The sequence below is a fragment of the Acinetobacter guillouiae genome, assembly GCF_002370525.2.
Taxonomy (GTDB): Bacteria; Pseudomonadota; Gammaproteobacteria; order Pseudomonadales; family Moraxellaceae; genus Acinetobacter; species Acinetobacter guillouiae.
The window spans coordinates 2854350-2871447 of the sequence record NZ_AP014630.1 but is presented as its reverse complement, the minus strand read 5'-3'; the positions used below and the strand labels follow the sequence as shown (position 1 = coordinate 2871447).

The following is a 17098-nucleotide window of genomic DNA, read 5'->3' as shown; positions in this document are numbered from 1 at the left end:
TTATTTTTTGATCAGGAAGACCATGCTCGCCTTAATTTCCCCTGCTAAGACGCTCGATTACCAGTCAGCACTCCCGACCGATACGCACACTCTACCAAGACTGCTGGATCAATCTCAACAGCTTATAGACCTAAGTCGTAAACTCTCCGCTTCAGATATTGCCAGTTTGATGAGTGTCAGTGAAAAAATTGCCAATCTCAATGCGGAGCGTTTCCGTGACTGGAATGCTGACTTTAGTTTTGCCAACGCGCGACAAGCAATTTTTGCATTTAAAGGCGATGTTTATACAGGTCTGGATGCATATAGTTTGTCGCAAGACGATCTCAATTTTGCGCAAGATCATTTACGTAGCTTATCTGGTCTATATGGCTTATTACGTCCACTCGATTTAATGATGCCGTATCGTTTGGAAATGGGAATAAAACTTGCCAATACCCGTGGTCATAATCTTTATGAATTTTGGGAGGATCGAATTACCGATTTGATCAATCAGGATTTGCAACAAAGCGGCTCAACGTTATTGGTCAATATTGCTTCTGATGAATACTATAAATCAGTCAAGGAAGCAAAAATTCAGGCTGATATTATTAAACCAGTATTCTTAGACCAGAAGAATGGTAAATATAAAGTGATTAGCTTTTATGCTAAAAAAGCGCGTGGCTTAATGGCTCGATACATCATTCAAAATCAATTGAAAAAAATGGATGATCTTAAATCCTTTAATATCGATGGTTATTATTTCGATGCCGAGAGTTCATTGAAAGGTGAACTGGTATTTAAGCGTGATGAGCAAGTTGCTTAAGTATTTCAAGCGTTTAATGGATTGAAAGAGAGTTGGCTTGCTTAAGCCAGCTCTTTTTCAAAAATAATGTATTCATGACCAAGCGAATTTACCGCTTTGATTTGAACAAAATCAAAGCCATCTAATTTTAATCTCTCAGCAGAAATTATTTCCCCCGAAATAAGCTCAATTTCACCGTCTTGATTGAGAAAATCATTTAGTTCTTCATCATAATCTATATTGTGATAGACACTAAAAATGATCTCGAATTCTTCCTGATTGTCCTGATCTTTATAAAAATGGATTAACGGTCTTTCGGTGATTTGTTCATGTGTAAACTCATCACAGAACATCGGATCATAGCCATGTTGCGTACCATCAAAAAGTAAAATTTCTTCATTGCTTTCTACATCTACCGCGTAGATGAGTTCTGGTGCAAAGTCTGTCCCACAAATGAGCTGATATTCTTCAAAAATCTCTCCATAATATTTGATTTTAAATCGTTTATTTTGTGTGGAGGATTGTATTTGACCTCGCCATTCAATATCAATGAGATCTTGAAAATAGCCAGCGTGTTTATAACAAGCAAATTTGTCTAAATGAGAAGGGGCTAAAAATTTTGATTTATTGATCATGGGATAACAGCCAAAAATGTTGTATTAATATATAAAGTCTTAGATGTTCTATAAATATGATCATAGCTAAAACAGAAAATTACCTCAAACCATTCAATCAGTATTGGGCTGAATTTGCGAATCACATAGCAATCGAAACAGAGCAGTGTATTTTTTTACAGCAGTTGCTTGTTGCTGCTTATACCGAGCCACAACGTCATTATCATACGATTCAACATATTGTCGAATGCCTTGCGTTATTTCACCAAGTAAAAGCGCAATTGAATGATCCTGTTGCTGTTGAGTTGGCAATTTGGTTTCATGATGCCGTTTATAATCCTCAAGCAAAAGATAATGAACAACAAAGTGCTCAATTAATGCGCGAGCATTGTGCGGATATTTTAACGCAATCGGTCTTAGACAAAGTTTCTCAATGGATCATTGCAACACAAGAGCATCAACCGTCTAAACAGCATGATTTAAATTATTTACTTGATATCGATTTAGCAATTTTAGCTAGCTCTGCTGAACGTTTTGCAGAATATGAACAACAAATTCAACAAGAATACGCGTGGGTTGATACAGAAATCTATAAAGTCAAAAGAGTAGAAGTTTTACAGCATTTTTATCAAATGCAACCTTTGTATCAGACTGAATATTTTAGAAAACATTTTGAGCAAAATGCGAAAGTAAATTTGTCAAAATTTTAAAAGTGAATTTATATCAGAGCAGAAATCGTTATTATTCGGTCTTTTATAAATTTGCTGATTTCATTTTTATAGTTAAATTTCATAACTTTAAGTATTTATTTTATTAAGAAACCTTCGTTTATATTTAGGAAAATATTTTGAACATTGTCAATATTTTGAGTTTATCAGGGCTTGTTTTCTTAAGCGCTTGTTCTCAACAAAATTCTCAGAATGCAGCTCCAGCGGAGTCTACGAAAAAAGCAGCGATTGCAGCAGATAATAATGACAAAGTTGATCGTGCAAAAGCTGATACAGGAAAGGCAAGCAGTGAAGTTGAAGTCGAAATTCCTACGACTGTTACTGAAGCAAAAATAGAGCATAAATCTAAAGCGTTCAATTATCCTGATGAGCTTATACAGCAGGTAAAAGATGCACAGAAACATTGTAAGCAAGCAGTAGCGCTTGATATGAAAGATGTTGTTACGGTTGTGGATTTAATTGGGGATGATCAGCCAGAATATATTTATGAACCTGACTCGATTAGGTGTGTTGAAGATAGTGTATTTAGAGGGCATGGGGGAGATCAGCTGGTGATCTACCAATCTAAAGATCATAAAACCATACAAGAAATTTTTAACAGTGCAGTATTTTCATATCAGATTATCAATAATCAAGCCAAAGCTATCGTTCAAGTCGAAGTTGGTGGGGGATATTGTGGGCAAAACATGGCAGAAATTAGCCGTGCAGAAGCAATCAATTGCAAGCGTAATCTGGAATGGGATGAGAGCCTAAAACAGCTGAAGATGGGTAAGATGTATGTTGATGAACCGAAGGCTAATGCTGAATAAGTGCTATTCAATATAAATAGCACTCTAAGCAGCCAGTTATGCACGAATAATCATACAGGTCGCTGTTGCATGTGCATATAATTTGCCATCTTCATCGACCAATTTCCCTTCAGAAATGGCAAGACTTTTACTTAAATTAATCAACTGTCCAATAGCAAATAATTGCTTATTTTGAGGTACAGGGCGGCACATTTTTACATTTAAATCGATGGTCCCATAACCTACGCCTGCCTCTAGGGTGGTATGTACTGCACAACCTGTTGCTGAGTCTAAAACTGTTGCTGCAAAACCACCATGTACGCCACCTAAAGGATTTAAATGACGCTGATCTGCTTTGACTTTAAAACTTGCATGACCATGCGAAATTTCATGTAAATCCATCGGGATGGTTTCACTAATCGATGCTCTAGGAATTTGTCCATCAACCATTGCTTGTAGAAATTCAAGCCCTGTCATTTCTTTTGGGTGTTTCATATATTTATCCTTTATATGGGGTTCTAAAAGAGAACTTAAAATAAAATATGATGTTGAGGGATTTACTGTCAAACTTTTTATTGAATTTGAACGATTGAGTTGATCTTTTTAATGTTCAAAATCGTAGAATTTTTCAATATGGTTGGATTGATGAATGATTTTTAAATCAATTCTTTCACCCGTTGCCCACGTGGCAATCGATGCTTGTAAGTCGACATCAATAATATCGAGCTCTTTACATAAGGTTTGATCACTTTCAATCACAATGAATTGAGGTGATTGTGTCTTTAGACACTTTGCAATATACCGTTGAATATTTTGGAGCTGATAAACATCTATAATTTTATAACGCATACTTTTCCAAATATTATATTTAAATTGTTGTATTGACTAATTTAGAGCGAATCATTTGGCTTTTCAATTAAAAAACATCCGTATGATAAAAAATATCTGTTTCACTATAATTTCACTACATCATTGTAGTATCTTTATGGAAAATTTATAAAACAAGGAAATCATTATGAAAGGGCAATGTGTTTGCGGGGCAACAACGTTTACGGTTGAATTAAAAAATCATGATGTTCATGCGTGTCATTGTTCAATTTGCCGGAGACAAACGAGCGGTGTAATTATGACGATTGATGTCGAACAGGGCAGTTTACAGTTTACTCAAGATCAGCACTTAAGTATTTATAATTCTTCTGATTGGGGCGAGCGAGGCTTTTGTAATTGCTGTGGTACGAATTTATTTTGGCGGACTAAAGACCAGAGTTATTGCAATATCAATGCATTTGCATTGGATCAACAGCCTCAAGATATAAAATTCGATATGGAAATTTTTATAGACAATAAGCCTGAGTTTTATGCTTTTAACAATGAGACAAAAAAACTAACCGAAGCAGATGTGATAGCACTATTTGCCGGAACCACTGATTCTTAAGTGAGTTATTCACTGATTCGGATAAGACCTTAGATTTTTATAAAACTGATAATTCCATGCCAGCCAATTTAAGATTGACTGGCATTTTTATATGTTTGGACGCTAAGTTTAAGGTCTATAAAGCCCAAGTTCGGTCAAATGTAATCTTAAAATCCGTCTAAGTTCCAACACCGCTTCAGGTGTCTCTTGGATCGAATGACCACCTTTGATAATTTTCTCAGATACTGCGCCGTCCAAATGTGAGCTGGTATATGGAACGATTCCATCCGTCATCACGTTAGGATCGGTGCTATTGGTGATATTGCCCATAATTGAATGATAGATCATGTCTTTCTTAGGCATCACGTTTTCAGTCAATTTGGTGAAGTTTGAGCTATGGCTTAAGTCACTTGGACCATTTTGAATCAGTCCATGCCCAACATCTTTTAAAAAGTTTTTTGCATTTAAATCACGCTCATCAATAGAGTCAGCTAAAGCCCCCAAGAATGCACCTGGCAGCTTAATAATTCGACGAGCAGCCAAAGTGAACCAGCGATCAGCAAATGCAGTACCACGATGTGGTGCTGAAATAAAAATAGCACGATCAAAATTAGGTACAGATTGAATGGTCAAACGAGATTTGAACATTGGATCATCTTTAAATTTATCAAACTTACGATTGTTCAGCATCTTTAAGGCGGGTTGAGTCAGATTGGCATCACTGACTAATAGGCGCGCAATAATCCCGCCCATACTATGCCCAATCAGTACGGCATCTTTAGCAGAAGCCGAATTTTGATTAATTGAAGCAAAACCTTGATTAATGATGGCATTGATCTGAAAACGGCTTTCTAAGATTGGCATATTGGTTGAATAAAAAACCTGCCAGACTTGATAGTGCTCACGTAATACATTGTCACCCATAATATCATTGGTTAAACGAATCCACGCTTCAGGGCTGCTGGCTAAACCGTGTACCAAAACAATCACTTTCTTATTGGGATTATACGGTTCAAGCATATATAAATGAGGCATGGTCAGGCTTTGATCGCGATCAATTAAGCTCAAATAAGCCGCAATACCTAAGTTGTTTTGAGCCAGCCATAGACCATAGGGAGCTGAAAAGTTTGCAGCAAGCGGGTATTGCTTACCGCCAATTTTTAAATTTTCAATGCTATAAGGGTCGTACACATTCAGTTGAAAATTTGAATTATGTAAGATGTTCTGTAATGATTCATTTGCATTTTCAGGTTGTGCTGCAATACTGACCGATAAATAACGCGGTTGATGAATATTGGGATTCATGCCATTTTTGTATTTATAATCAAACGGATTCACAATATATTTGTTTTCTTCAGGTGCTGTCGTGTTGGGTAAAATTGCGACAAATTCTGCACCGAAACCGTCTCTACGGTTGATCGAGCGTAATCCTGAGAAGTTTAAATTATAGCTTGAAACGAGATCTTCAAGTTCAATCTGAGCCAGTGCAGGGTAACCATTAAAATTAATACGATAAGTACTTTTGCCCACTTTAATTTGTTTTGCCACTTTTTGGTTTTTATTTCTTATGGCATATGTCGAAATCAGTTTGGCTAAGGCTTGATTATAAAAGTCACGTATCTGAACTTGTCGGTTATTAAAAATACGGTCTTGAGGTTGGCGTTCAGTTTTAAATAAATAGGCATAACTATAACGGATACTGTTATCTAGCATTACCATTTGCTGATCTAAACATTGCTCATAGTTTTTCTGAGAGGCTTGCTGCTTTTCAGTGGATTGATGTTTTGAAAAAAGACTGACTTTACAATTAGATGAGTCACCAAGATTGATTGCTTTGGTTAAGTAAATTTCACTTGCGGTGGAAAGCAGTTGTTCATCTTGAATCTGTGGAATTTCGGCTAAATCGGCCACACATTTTTCGGGTTCATCTGTACATGATTTGGCTTCACGTCCAGTCATTGATAAAACATTTAAGCTGGCTTCACTCATTTTTGAACGTGTCAAAATGCTGTCACGTTCATTGGCAATGGTTACGTTCACCTTTTGATTTTTTACACTGACAACTTGGCATCCAGATAAAATCAATGGGCTCATTGCTAAAGCACAAAGCAAAATATTGTTTTTTGAGTATTGCATAATCATTAACTAGATCAATCTTTGTCTGAATCATACGTTAGTTTTATTCAATTTATAAACAAAAAAATAGACTGAATGTTCAGCCTATTTTTTTCAAAAATTTATAAATTTATTTTGCCAGAGCTGGGTTTTTCAAAACCTGCCAAACGTTGTAACGACCTTGTTTTTCAATTTCTTGAATTAAACGATCAGCAACTTCAGCTTCTTCTGGGTATTTCACTTTATAGTTTTTCAAGGTTTGGATCGCATTTTTCTTTTGCTCCATACCAATAAAGTTGTTTGCAGAAGATAAATAGGCTTCTTGAACACCTTGTTTGATGGCTTTATCTAAATATGGAATCGCTTCTTTTTGACCGCCACCCTCAGATAAAGAGAAACCAAACCACAAGTTTGCTTCAGCATCATCTTTGTTGATTTTGAGAATACGTTGAGCATACTCTAATGACTTGGTGGTATAAGAAGAACCTAAGTCAAGGTTACGGCCTAAAACACTGGCTTTAAATGCACGAATCAAAATATCGAAAGAAGCATTTGGTGCCGCAGCCAATTGGTCAAGTTGAGTAGAGACTTCTTTCAACTTAGTTTCAAAGCCTTTACGTTCTTTACGGTCACTAAATTGTGGTGGGTAATGACGTGCTTTGCCTTCAACCATTTGCAAGAAATCATCAATGGCAGTGATGTCAATTTCATTGTTTCCAGCAAGTACTGCATATTTCATAGCACGTTGTGCGCTATTTACTGTAGGTACAATCAGTTTATTGGTATCTAAAATGATTTTTTGGTTTGGATTTGCCGGATCTGTCACTTCGAGTTTGTTTACAGGTTGAGCCGCTGCTTTTTTTAACTCTAATTCAAAAACTGGCGGTTGCGAGTAATCGAAAGGGTTTAATGCATAGAACGGAGGAGACAATTCAGGCTCAGTGTAAATAAACGGCTCGTTTGCATCTATTTTATTCTGTTGCTTGGTCGGTGTTGTTGAACACGCAGTAAGTAATGATGTTGCGAGCAATGCATATGCCAAAGGCTTAATCGTCATGTGTTTCTTCCATTAATTTATATTAAAAAACGTGCATGCGCATCAGTCTATGAAAAGACGTCTGAACATGCAACTTGATTTGGTTCGTATTATTAAAAATTATACATTACAGTCTATTGACACTTCATTTTGTGAAGTAGTTGGGGCTGTTGACATTTCATAAATGGCTTGCGTTGTAGGTTAAAATTGAGCAGGCAAGGCAGGAAACGAAGAGAATAGCGAGACTATTTTCGAGTTTCATAACGAAGGCTGAGATAATTTTAGCCACAACCCTGAGCAAGAACAAAGCACTGCTTTGTTTGCAGCGCAAGGCGCAGCGGGGGACTAGTGTATTTTTTGCCGCTACGTCGTTACAAACTACTCATTTAGAATGACTAAATTTCGTATTTCGCGTCTAGTATCGCCTAAAAAACACACGTAGTCGCAAACATAGACGAATTGTCAACAGGCCCTAAGAAACCTTATGCTTTCGATGAGTGGTTTTGTGCTTCACATTCACGTCTAACTTCTTCAATAATTTTGATTTCATCTTCACTTAAAGGCTGTTCAATATTGTGTTGTAAATTAAAGGTTGGGTCTAAAAGAGATAAACGCTGGCACAAACTATTGATGCGTTTTTCATTTTGTTCCAAACGATCTAACAAAACACGCATACCATCCAGCATAGGGTCGGATTGTTCTGGTACGGCTGCATAGGCTTGAAATTCTGTGTTTTCAATACCACTGGTCATTTCTTCTGGACAACTTGGTTCTGGTGTAGTGACGATTTCTTTATCTTTGCTAATAAAGCGAGCAGGATTACCTACCGCCGTGACGCCATCAGGTACAGCTTTAGTCACCACAGCATTTGAGCCGACTTTGGCATTTTTACCGACCACAAAAGGGCCTAGGATTTTTGCACCAGCGCCTACTACAACACCGTCTGCTAAAGTCGGATGACGTTTACCTTTATTCCATGTCGTGCCACCTAAAGTCACCCCATGATACAAGGTGACATCATCACCAATTTCTGCTGTCTCACCAATCACCACACCCATACCATGATCGATAAAAAAGCGTTTACCTATTTTAGCGCCAGGGTGAATCTCAATACCTGTAGTAAAACGACTAAAAGAAGACAAAATGCGTGCTGAAGTTTTACAATCTTTTTCCCATAATTCATGGGCAACACGATGCATGATTAATGCATGTATCCCAGGATATGTGGTTAAAACTTCAAATGTATTACGCGCAGCAGGATCTCGCGCAAATACAGCTTGGATATCTTCTTTAAGCTGTTTTAGCATTAGTTTTGATCCTCATCTTTTGACTTTTTCCATGTACCATTATTTAAGGCTTGAACTCGGCTAAAAATGCCTCTTAATAAATGATATTCCATCTTATCTAATTGTATACGCCCAAATAATCGACGCAAGCGTAAAGGCAGTAAACGCGGGTTTTTAGGGTCTAAAAATTCGATATCAGCCAACATTTTTTCAATATGCGGATAAAATTGTTCCATTTGTTCGTGTGTGACCAAAGGTTCATCCCAATGCATATCTTCTGAATCTGTTACCCGCATTACCGCTTCAGTATCCAGTTTCTTATCAGCCAGTTCTAATGTTGCCATACGCATTTCATAGCACAGCACTTGAATTGCTTGAGCGACATTTAACACACCATAATCACTATTTACCGGGACTGTGACATGAAAGTTTGCCAGTGCAAGCTCTTCATTGGTTAAACCACGATCTTCACGACCGAAGACTATAGCGATTTCTTGCTGATGTTGAATAACCGCTTGCATTGATTTTTGCGCTGCAGGACGTGCATCAAGCAAAGGCCACGGAATGGTGCGACTACGCGCACTTGTTCCAAATACGATATGACAATCTTTAATGGCATTTTCTAAGCTGTCGACAATTTCTATGTGCTCAATCAGATCTGCCGCACCCGCTGCCAAGGCATCTATATCTGGGTGAGGGTAGATTTTAGGTGCAACGAGCACAAGTTTAGTTAAGCCCATTGTTTTCATCGCACGTAGAGCACTTCCGATATTGGCAGGAAGTGTCGTATTGACCATGACAATACGTACATGACTTAAATGCTGTGAAATCACAGCATTGTCGAAAATATCCATGAATATTCCAAAATATTAAGCTTTAAATTCAAATAGGGAGGTTAGGAGAATTGGCCTGCATCTGCCATATAGTCATCCATTGCATCATCCATACTCATATTTTCTGGCGGTGGTGCAACTTGAGTCGGTTGGGCAAGTCCACGATGATCCACGGCTTTTGCCGCTTTAGATTTGACTTGGTATTCAATATGAATAGATTCTTTACCAAAGTAATCACGTAATTTTGAAAGTAACTCATCCAATGGGGCAACTTTCCATTGTTGACCTAAATGTAACTCAGCCGTGGCATAGTCATAATCTAACTGGATCTGCATTGGAATGTGTTGACACATATCGACATTACAGAAAGGCAGTAAGATCTTTTGAATATCCGAGGCTAAAGTTTTCGTCATCACTTCAGTATTCAGTGTGATGGCAATGCTATTGGCACGCTTTTGTCGAATTTCATTGAGGGTGAATGCTTTGGTCAAACGACCCATAGGGCGGTCAAAACCTTCACGTTCATAAATTTCACCTTCAATCACCACCACTTTTTCATTTTGAATAATGTCTTTAAAGCGTTGGAAGCGTTCATGATTCGCAGAGACTTCGATACGTGCTGTGCCGTCATCAAGGGTAATCATCATTCGATTTGGGAAATTGGCAATATCGACCACTAAACCAGCGAAAACAGTGGTTACACCACGGCGAGTAGGGGTTAATTCATTAATTTTATTTGGAATAAAGGATTTTAATTCTGCACGATAGACATCAATTGGATGACCTGTTAGATATAAACCCAATGTATCTTTTTCGCCTTTTAGACGCACTTCATCAGACCACGGTTTTACAGGTTTAGCTGGCTTACGTTGAACCTCTTCAACTTCACCAAATAAGTCCATAATACCCGTTTCACGATTTGAACGTGCTTGTTCAGCGGCTTGGACGGCTTCTGGAAGTTGAGCCATTAAACTTGAACGTTCAATTCCCAAACAGTCCAGTGCACCAGCGCGAATCAATGCTTCCAATGTTCTTTTATTGATTTTCTTCAAATCTACACGGTGGCAGAAATCGAATAAATCTTTAAAAGGACCATCTTGCTCACGTGAATCAATCACGGATTGCATGGCTTGTTCGCCGACACCTTTAATTGCACCTAAGCCATAAATAATGGTGTTTACATCACTGGCATAGAATTGGTAGAACGACATATTTACCGATGGCGGCAATACCACTAAGTTGTTGATTCGGCAGTCATCAATTAAAAATACAATGTTATCTGTATTTTGCATTTCCGAAGACATGACCGCAGCCATAAATTCAGAAGGGTAATGTGCTTTTAACCAAGCCGTTTGATAGGCAACTAAAGCATACGCAGCGGCGTGTGATTTGTTAAATCCATAGCCTGCGAATTTTTCCATATAGTCAAAGATATGGTTGGCTGTACCTTCATCAATATCTTTTTTCGCAGCACCTTCAATAAAGGTGGCACGTTGCTTGACCATTTCCTCGACTTTCTTTTTACCCATCGCACGACGAAGTAAGTCTGCACCACCCAGTGTATAGCCAGCACAGAACTGTGCGGCTTGCATCACCTGTTCCTGATATACCATGATTCCATAAGTGGGTTCGAGTACACTTTCTAACAGCGGATGTAAGTATTCAAATTCACCACCATGCATACGATGGATAAAGTCAGGAATAAGGTCCATTGGACCCGGTCGATATAAGGATACGAAGGCAATAATTTCTTCAAATTTACTTGGGCGTGCTTCTTTAAGCATTTTTTTCATGCCCACGGATTCAAACTGGAATACCGCGGTGGTATTTGCGTCCGCAAATACTGCATAGGATTTAGGATCGTCCAAAGGAATGTTTGAAATATTTAACGGCTTATCAGATTGAATACGCTTATTAATATTTTGAATTGCATCTTCAATTACAGTAAGGTTACGTAAGCCCAAGAAGTCGAATTTTACTAAGCCCGCAGCTTCTACATCATCTTTATCGAATTGGGCAACCCGTCCTGTGCCATCAGCTTCACACAAAATTGCCGAATAATCGGTGATTTTGGTTGGTGCGATGACTACACCACCTGCGTGTTTACCTGTATTACGGGTAATGCCTTCAAGCTTGAGTGCCATTTCCCAGATTTCAGCAGCATCGTCATAATCTGGGTTGGATGGATTGGTCACAATATCTTTAAGTTGTGGTTCAGCCTCAATAGATTCTTCTAAGGTGAGTCCTAAAGGTTTAGTCGGAATCATTTTAGAAATACGATCTGCCAAACCGTAAGATTTACCTAAAACCCGTGCTACATCTCGAATCGCACCTTTAGCAGCCATGGTACCGAAGGTTGCAATCTGAGAAACCGCATCACGACCATAATGGCGTGCTACATAATCGATGACCTTATCACGTCCAGCGATACAGAAATCGATATCAAAGTCGGGCATGGATACACGTTCTGGGTTTAAGAAACGTTCAAAGAGTAGGTCATAACGCAGCGGGTCTAAGTCAGTAATTTTTAAACTATAAGCGACGAGTGAGCCTGCACCTGAACCACGACCGGGACCTACAGGAACCCCATTGTTTTTAGACCATTGAATAAAGTCCATAACGATAAGGAAGTAACCAGGGAAATCCATTTTATTGATAATGCCAAGCTCATAGGCCAGACGTTCATCATAAGGCTTACGAATTTCAGCCCAATCTTCATCACGTGTTTCAACAGGGTAAAGGAAGTCTAAACGTTCTTCTAAACCAATTTCAGAAAGATGCTCAAAGTAAGAATGGATAGTATGACCTTCCGGAATTGGATAGTCTGGTAGATCATGGAATCCTAAACGGAGTGAAACGGTACAACGCTTTGCAATTTGTAAGGTGTTTTCTATGGCACTTGGAATATCTGCAAATAGCTTAATCATTTCAGCAGAGGTTTTAAAATATTGCTCAGGGCTGTAATGCTTAGGACGTTTACTATCGCCTAGAACATAACCATCTGCGATACAAACGCGTGCTTCATGTGCTTCATAATCTTCTGGTCTAACAAAATGCACATCATTATGTGCCACAACACCAATATTATATTTTGCAGCGAGTTTAACCGCTTCTTCGTTGAAGCTTTCTTCTAATGGGCGACCTGTACGTGTCAGTGCTAAATAAACACGATTGCCAAATTTTTCGATCCATTGTTCTAACAGCGGTTCAGCTTTTTCAGGATAAGCTGCACAGAGCATTTCTCCGACATCACTATGTAGGCCCAAAAGTACAATGATGTCTTGAGACTGTTCAAGTACCCAATCTTTTTGTACACATGGAATCGACAGCTGTTGTCCTTCAATAAAGCCGCGAGAGACAATTTCAGTCAGACCACGCCAGCCTTTATTGGTCATTGCCAGTAAGGTTGCTTTATGGTTTGCATCATTTAATCGAATTACACTGCCGAAAATAGGTTTAATCCCTTTCCCCAGCGATTTGTTATAAAACTTAACTGCTGCATGCAGGTTGGATAGGTCTGTAATGGCTAAAGCAGGCATTTCATCAGATGCGGCAGCTTTAATCAGATCAGGTATACGTACGATCGATTCTGTAATCGAGAATTCGGTATGAATACCAAGATGAACAAACTGCATAGACCTATCCTATATGAAACTGTCGGCTATTTTATCACGCTTAAACTGTGATGTGCTGAAATAAAATGTTCTGGATAAATTATTGCTTTGTATTTAAGTGTCTGAAATATATTTAAATATACTGAATTTTTTAATTTTGGCTTTTAGTTGCATGATTAACCAGCAGTCAGCTTGAGTTGTGTGTTGATGGTCTTTTTTACATAGAAACGAATAATTGAAGCTTTATTTGAATGATATGGATTGAATGAAACAGGGTAATCCATTCAAGCTATTGTTATCGAATGGGACAAAGAAGCAGTGAAATTTTATCGGGTAATAAATGGGTTTAGCATGAATGAGCTTATTGGACGTTTTGATATCGCTATTCGCTTAGCTTACTTATTCTTATCGCACATGATCTAACTGATAAATAATAAAAGCCCTGACTGTTGTTCAGTTAGGGCTGTGTATATCTAAAAAAGTCGGACTTATAAAGCCTTTAAACGTTCTGAACCAATCCAATGTTTAGAAAATTGATATGCTGCACGCCCTGAGCGTTGACCACGAGCTTGACACCATCTTAACGCTTCAGCACGAACATCATCAGCAAAGGGCATGTCTGCTTTTGCTAAATAATGCTCCACAATTTCTAAATAAAGATTTTGATCCATTGGATAAAACGACAACCACATACCGAAACGATCTGATAATGAAATCTTTTCTTCGATGGCTTCTTGCGGATGCAACTCTTTATATTGCGGCACATCGACTTTGGTTACAGGCGTGTTTTCATGCATAAATTCAGGCAATAAATGACGACGGTTACTGGTCGCGTAAATCACAAAATTACTTGAGCCAGATTGTAGCGAGCCATCTAACACACTTTTTAAACTACGGTAATTTTCATCTTCAGCATTAAATGCCAAGTCATCACAATAAACGATGAACTTTTCTGGGCGATCTTTAATAATTTTTTGAATTTCTGGCAAGTCAGACAAATCATCTCGTTCAATTTCAATTAAACGTAAGCCTTGTTCTGCATACTGGGTAAGTAAAGAGCGGACAATGGATGATTTTCCTGTACCGCGTGAGCCAGTCAGTAAAATATCGTTGGCAGGTAAACCGTGTAGAAATTGTTCAGTATTTTGTAAAATTTTAGCTTTCTGACGTTCAATCCCTTTAAGATCATCCAAATGCATTGCTTTCGGGTTATAAATCGCTTTGAGTTGTTTATCGTGCCACCTAAAAGCCACTGCTGCAAAGTCAGTATCTTGTTTCTTTTCAGGAAGGACTTGATGTAACTGATCAAGAACAGTGGATAATTTTTGGATGATATTGTCAGGTAAGTCGAAAGTTGCCATATCCGTTCGCTATTTTCAGAAATTACAATGTGTGGTTGATATTAGCACAGTAATTTTATTGAGCTAATCTCAATAGGCGATAATTGGAATCTAAAGGAAGAATTAAATGACTTATGGTAATTGATTATCTGGTTATTTTTCAGCATAGTTTATCGACAGGTATTTAAAAGTGTCGGATTAAAAATCAAAGGAATATTAGAAATGTTATTAGAACTCACTCAAGATTTAAATCCGCATCAGGCTTATCGTATTAAAAAACTAAAAAGAAAACTGAAACATGCGGAAAACTATGAAGAGTGGAAATCTATAGCGTTAAAACTGGATGAAGAAACGGGGGCACAGGAGTGGAAGCTAGATAATACCTCTCCATATTTTGATGCTGAAATTATTTCCCATCGGTTAAATTTATTGCGCCGTTACCGTCTGCAAAATCGCACCCAAGATTTGATGTATATCCTAAGAGAAGGATTTAGTCACGATGTTGCCAACATCGGGCATCCGATGCTATTTGCACATACCTATGTTGGAACTAAAAAAATAATTGAAGATTATATTGATGAAGTGAGCAATAGTTTGGCATTCATCGCTTCAGAAAGTTGCCAAGCTTTGTGTCATGAAAGCAAAAGGAAGTTTTTTGAAAACTGTGAAAAGGCCTATGGTCAGCCCGCACTGATGTTTTCAGGTGGTGCAACATTAGGTTTATTCCATAGCGGTGTCTGTAAAGCATTAATGGAACAAGACTTAATGCCAAAAGTACTTTCTGGTTCAAGTGCTGGGGCAATCATGACGGCGATGCTGGGGGTAAATGAACCGGGTGAGATTCCAAACTTGCTCAGTGGTGACCAGTTTTATAGTGAAGCCTTTCACTTCCGTAGCTTAAAAGAATTAATCAAAGGCAATGGTGGTTTTGCTGATGTCCGATATCTTAAAAAGTTCTTGGTCGAAAATTTAGGTGATGTAACCTTTCAGGAGGCATTTGAAAAATCAGGCTTAGATATCAATGTCACTGTTGCGCCTTATGATGTTTCCCAAGAAGATGTACGAATCATGAATAAATATACCTCACCAGATTTATTGGTCTGGAGTGCAGTATTGGCATCATGTGCAGTACCGGTTTTATTTCCACCTGTGCGTTTGATCAGTAAGCGTTACGATGGTGTACATACCCCTTATTTGGCAAATACGCGTTGGGTAGACGGCAGTGTCCGCAATGATTTCCCCCAAGAGCGCATGTCACGTCTTTATAATTTGAATTACACCATTGCCAGTCAGGTTAATCCACATATTGTACCGTTTATGCAGAATGATGAAGAACGTTACCGTAGAGATTTACTGAGTTGGCCTGAACGTATAGTGCGTAGTCAAGGACGCATGGCTGCAATGGGGATCATGGACTTTGCCAGAGGCCGTATGGGACGAGTTCCTTCTATGCGTCGTTTACTCGATCACGGTTACGGTATTATTGACCAGCGCTACTATGGTGATGTCAATATTATTGGGGAGTATAGTCTGCGCCATTATAGCTATATGTTACAGAACCCACGCCCATATCTATTTAAGCTATTGCAACGAGAAGGTGAGCGTGCAACTTGGCCAAAAATTTCAAGTATAGAAACACATGCGCGGATTGGTAAAACAATCCAACATTGTCTAGAAGTTTTGAATCATCCGATGACGAAAGATATACCCGCAGAACAATTGACCGAAGTATGAGCCAAAGCAGAATTCTTCCAATTGCATATAATTCAATCCAAAGTCAAAAATTTGGTCGTCGTGTTTATCAAATTCAGCAGGGTCAGCAATTGTTTTGGTTGAAATTACAGCTCAAAAATTCAAATCGCTGTTATCAACAACACTTTTTCAATGAGCTGAACTGTTATAGCGAGTTGAATGCATTAGAAACTGAAACTCAACCTGTATTGTTAAACTTTTCAATATTTGATCCATTTCAGCAATTTAAAATTGATGAAGAGGTCATTGATCAAGCTTTATGGGTGGAAGATGCCCCAAAACTTTTTAAGGATCTACCTGATCAACTTAGCTTGGCTGAAATTGGTAAGCGATTAGTACTTAGCTTAGATGTGCTTGAACATTTGCATGACTATGGTTATCTGCATGGTGATATCAAAGTTGAGCACTTTCGCGTTAAGGATGAGAAAAGTTATTTGATTGACTTTGAACAGGCTGTAAACACAGCTCAAGACGCAAATTTAACAAATATCGCAACACATACAGCAACACCACGGTATATGGCACCAGAATTGTTTCATGCGCAACCAAAATCATTTCAATCCGATATTTATGCGTTAGGAATTGTTTGGTTGGAGTGGTTGACACAACAGCGCTTATCGGCAAAAAGCTATCTAGATTGGGCATTTTTGCATTGTCAGCAGTTAAATGTGGTGTTACCAGAGCGATTTAAAATTTTTGAAATGGTTTTAACAGCGATGTTAATGAAAAAAGCGGGGCAACGTTGCTCAAATATTTATCAAATAAAACAAGTATTAAGCCAAATTGTTTAAACAAAA

General features: G+C 38.2%; 15 protein-coding genes. 6 read left to right on the top strand and 9 right to left on the bottom strand.

What is annotated here, in order from left to right:
• Window positions 1-22 precede the first annotated feature (22 nt).
• Entirely contained in the window at window positions 23-802 is a 780-nt protein-coding gene (gene yaaA / locus AS4_RS13350) for a peroxide stress protein YaaA (RefSeq protein WP_096734447.1), read from the top strand.
• A 41-nt stretch (window positions 803-843) separates the two neighbouring features.
• Here yaaA and AS4_RS13345 read toward each other — a convergent pair whose 3' ends face one another.
• Window positions 844-1416 (bottom strand): hypothetical protein, encoded by a 573-nt coding sequence (locus AS4_RS13345; protein WP_096734446.1) that lies wholly within the window; start codon window positions 1414-1416, stop codon window positions 844-846.
• A gap of 56 nt (window positions 1417-1472) precedes the next feature.
• On the opposite strand from AS4_RS13345, the gene AS4_RS13340 reads away from it, so the two are divergent.
• On the top strand, window positions 1473-2105 hold the full coding sequence (locus AS4_RS13340; RefSeq protein WP_096734445.1) for an HD domain-containing protein: 633 nt from the start codon (window positions 1473-1475) through the stop codon (window positions 2103-2105).
• A 137-nt stretch (window positions 2106-2242) separates the two neighbouring features.
• Window positions 2243-2932 carry a hypothetical protein gene (locus AS4_RS13335; RefSeq protein WP_096734444.1) on the top strand — a complete coding sequence of 230 codons (690 nt, stop codon included), beginning with the start codon at window positions 2243-2245 and terminating at the stop codon, window positions 2930-2932.
• Window positions 2933-2968: 36 nt separating this feature from the next.
• On the opposite strand, the gene AS4_RS13330 is transcribed toward AS4_RS13335, so the two are convergent.
• Window positions 2969-3406 (bottom strand): PaaI family thioesterase, encoded by a 438-nt coding sequence (locus tag AS4_RS13330; protein ID WP_034618304.1) that lies wholly within the window; start codon window positions 3404-3406, stop codon window positions 2969-2971.
• Window positions 3407-3514: 108 nt separating this feature from the next.
• On the bottom strand, window positions 3515-3760 hold the full coding sequence (locus AS4_RS13325) for a hypothetical protein (protein ID WP_004719281.1): 246 nt from the start codon (window positions 3758-3760) through the stop codon (window positions 3515-3517).
• Between the two features lie 166 nt (window positions 3761-3926).
• Here AS4_RS13325 and AS4_RS13320 point away from each other — a divergent pair, with 166 nt between their 5' ends.
• A complete protein-coding gene (locus tag AS4_RS13320; RefSeq protein ID WP_034618305.1) occupies window positions 3927-4346 on the top strand; it encodes a GFA family protein in 420 nt (139 codons plus the stop codon).
• Window positions 4347-4454: 108 nt separating this feature from the next.
• On the opposite strand, the gene AS4_RS13315 is transcribed toward AS4_RS13320, so the two are convergent.
• From AS4_RS13315 to AS4_RS13290, 6 genes are all read right to left on the bottom strand, one after another.
• Window positions 4455-6467, bottom strand: a complete 2013-nt coding sequence (locus AS4_RS13315; protein WP_096734443.1) for a lipase family alpha/beta hydrolase — start codon at window positions 6465-6467, stop codon at window positions 4455-4457.
• 103 nt (window positions 6468-6570) lie between these two features.
• The gene (locus AS4_RS13310) at window positions 6571-7497 is read right to left on the bottom strand and encodes an ABUW_2363 family tetratricopeptide repeat lipoprotein (RefSeq protein WP_096734442.1); all 927 of its coding nucleotides are present in this window, start codon (window positions 7495-7497) and stop codon (window positions 6571-6573) included.
• A 461-nt stretch (window positions 7498-7958) separates the two neighbouring features.
• Window positions 7959-8783 (bottom strand): serine O-acetyltransferase, encoded by an 825-nt coding sequence (cysE, locus tag AS4_RS13305; protein ID WP_004822508.1) that lies wholly within the window; start codon window positions 8781-8783, stop codon window positions 7959-7961.
• Window positions 8783-9616, bottom strand: coding sequence for an RNA methyltransferase (locus AS4_RS13300; protein ID WP_096734441.1), 834 nt, complete (start codon window positions 9614-9616; stop codon window positions 8783-8785). Before AS4_RS13300 ends, cysE begins: the two co-directional genes overlap by 1 nt.
• Before the next feature lie 41 nt (window positions 9617-9657).
• Window positions 9658-13230 (bottom strand): DNA polymerase III subunit alpha, encoded by a 3573-nt coding sequence (dnaE, locus tag AS4_RS13295; RefSeq protein WP_004822504.1) that lies wholly within the window; start codon window positions 13228-13230, stop codon window positions 9658-9660.
• 467 nt (window positions 13231-13697) lie between these two features.
• Window positions 13698-14570 (bottom strand): ATP-binding protein, encoded by an 873-nt coding sequence (locus AS4_RS13290; RefSeq protein WP_034618149.1) that lies wholly within the window; start codon window positions 14568-14570, stop codon window positions 13698-13700.
• A gap of 201 nt (window positions 14571-14771) precedes the next feature.
• On the opposite strand from AS4_RS13290, the gene AS4_RS13285 reads away from it, so the two are divergent.
• Together AS4_RS13285 and AS4_RS13280 are read left to right on the top strand one after the other, a co-directional pair.
• Window positions 14772-16283, top strand: coding sequence for a DUF3336 domain-containing protein (locus AS4_RS13285; RefSeq protein WP_056511973.1), 1512 nt, complete (start codon window positions 14772-14774; stop codon window positions 16281-16283).
• The gene (locus tag AS4_RS13280; RefSeq protein ID WP_096734440.1) at window positions 16280-17092 is read left to right on the top strand and encodes a protein kinase domain-containing protein; all 813 of its coding nucleotides are present in this window, start codon (window positions 16280-16282) and stop codon (window positions 17090-17092) included. The genes AS4_RS13285 and AS4_RS13280 overlap by 4 nt, the downstream gene beginning before the upstream one ends.
• The last annotated feature ends 6 nt before the right edge of the window (window positions 17093-17098 follow it).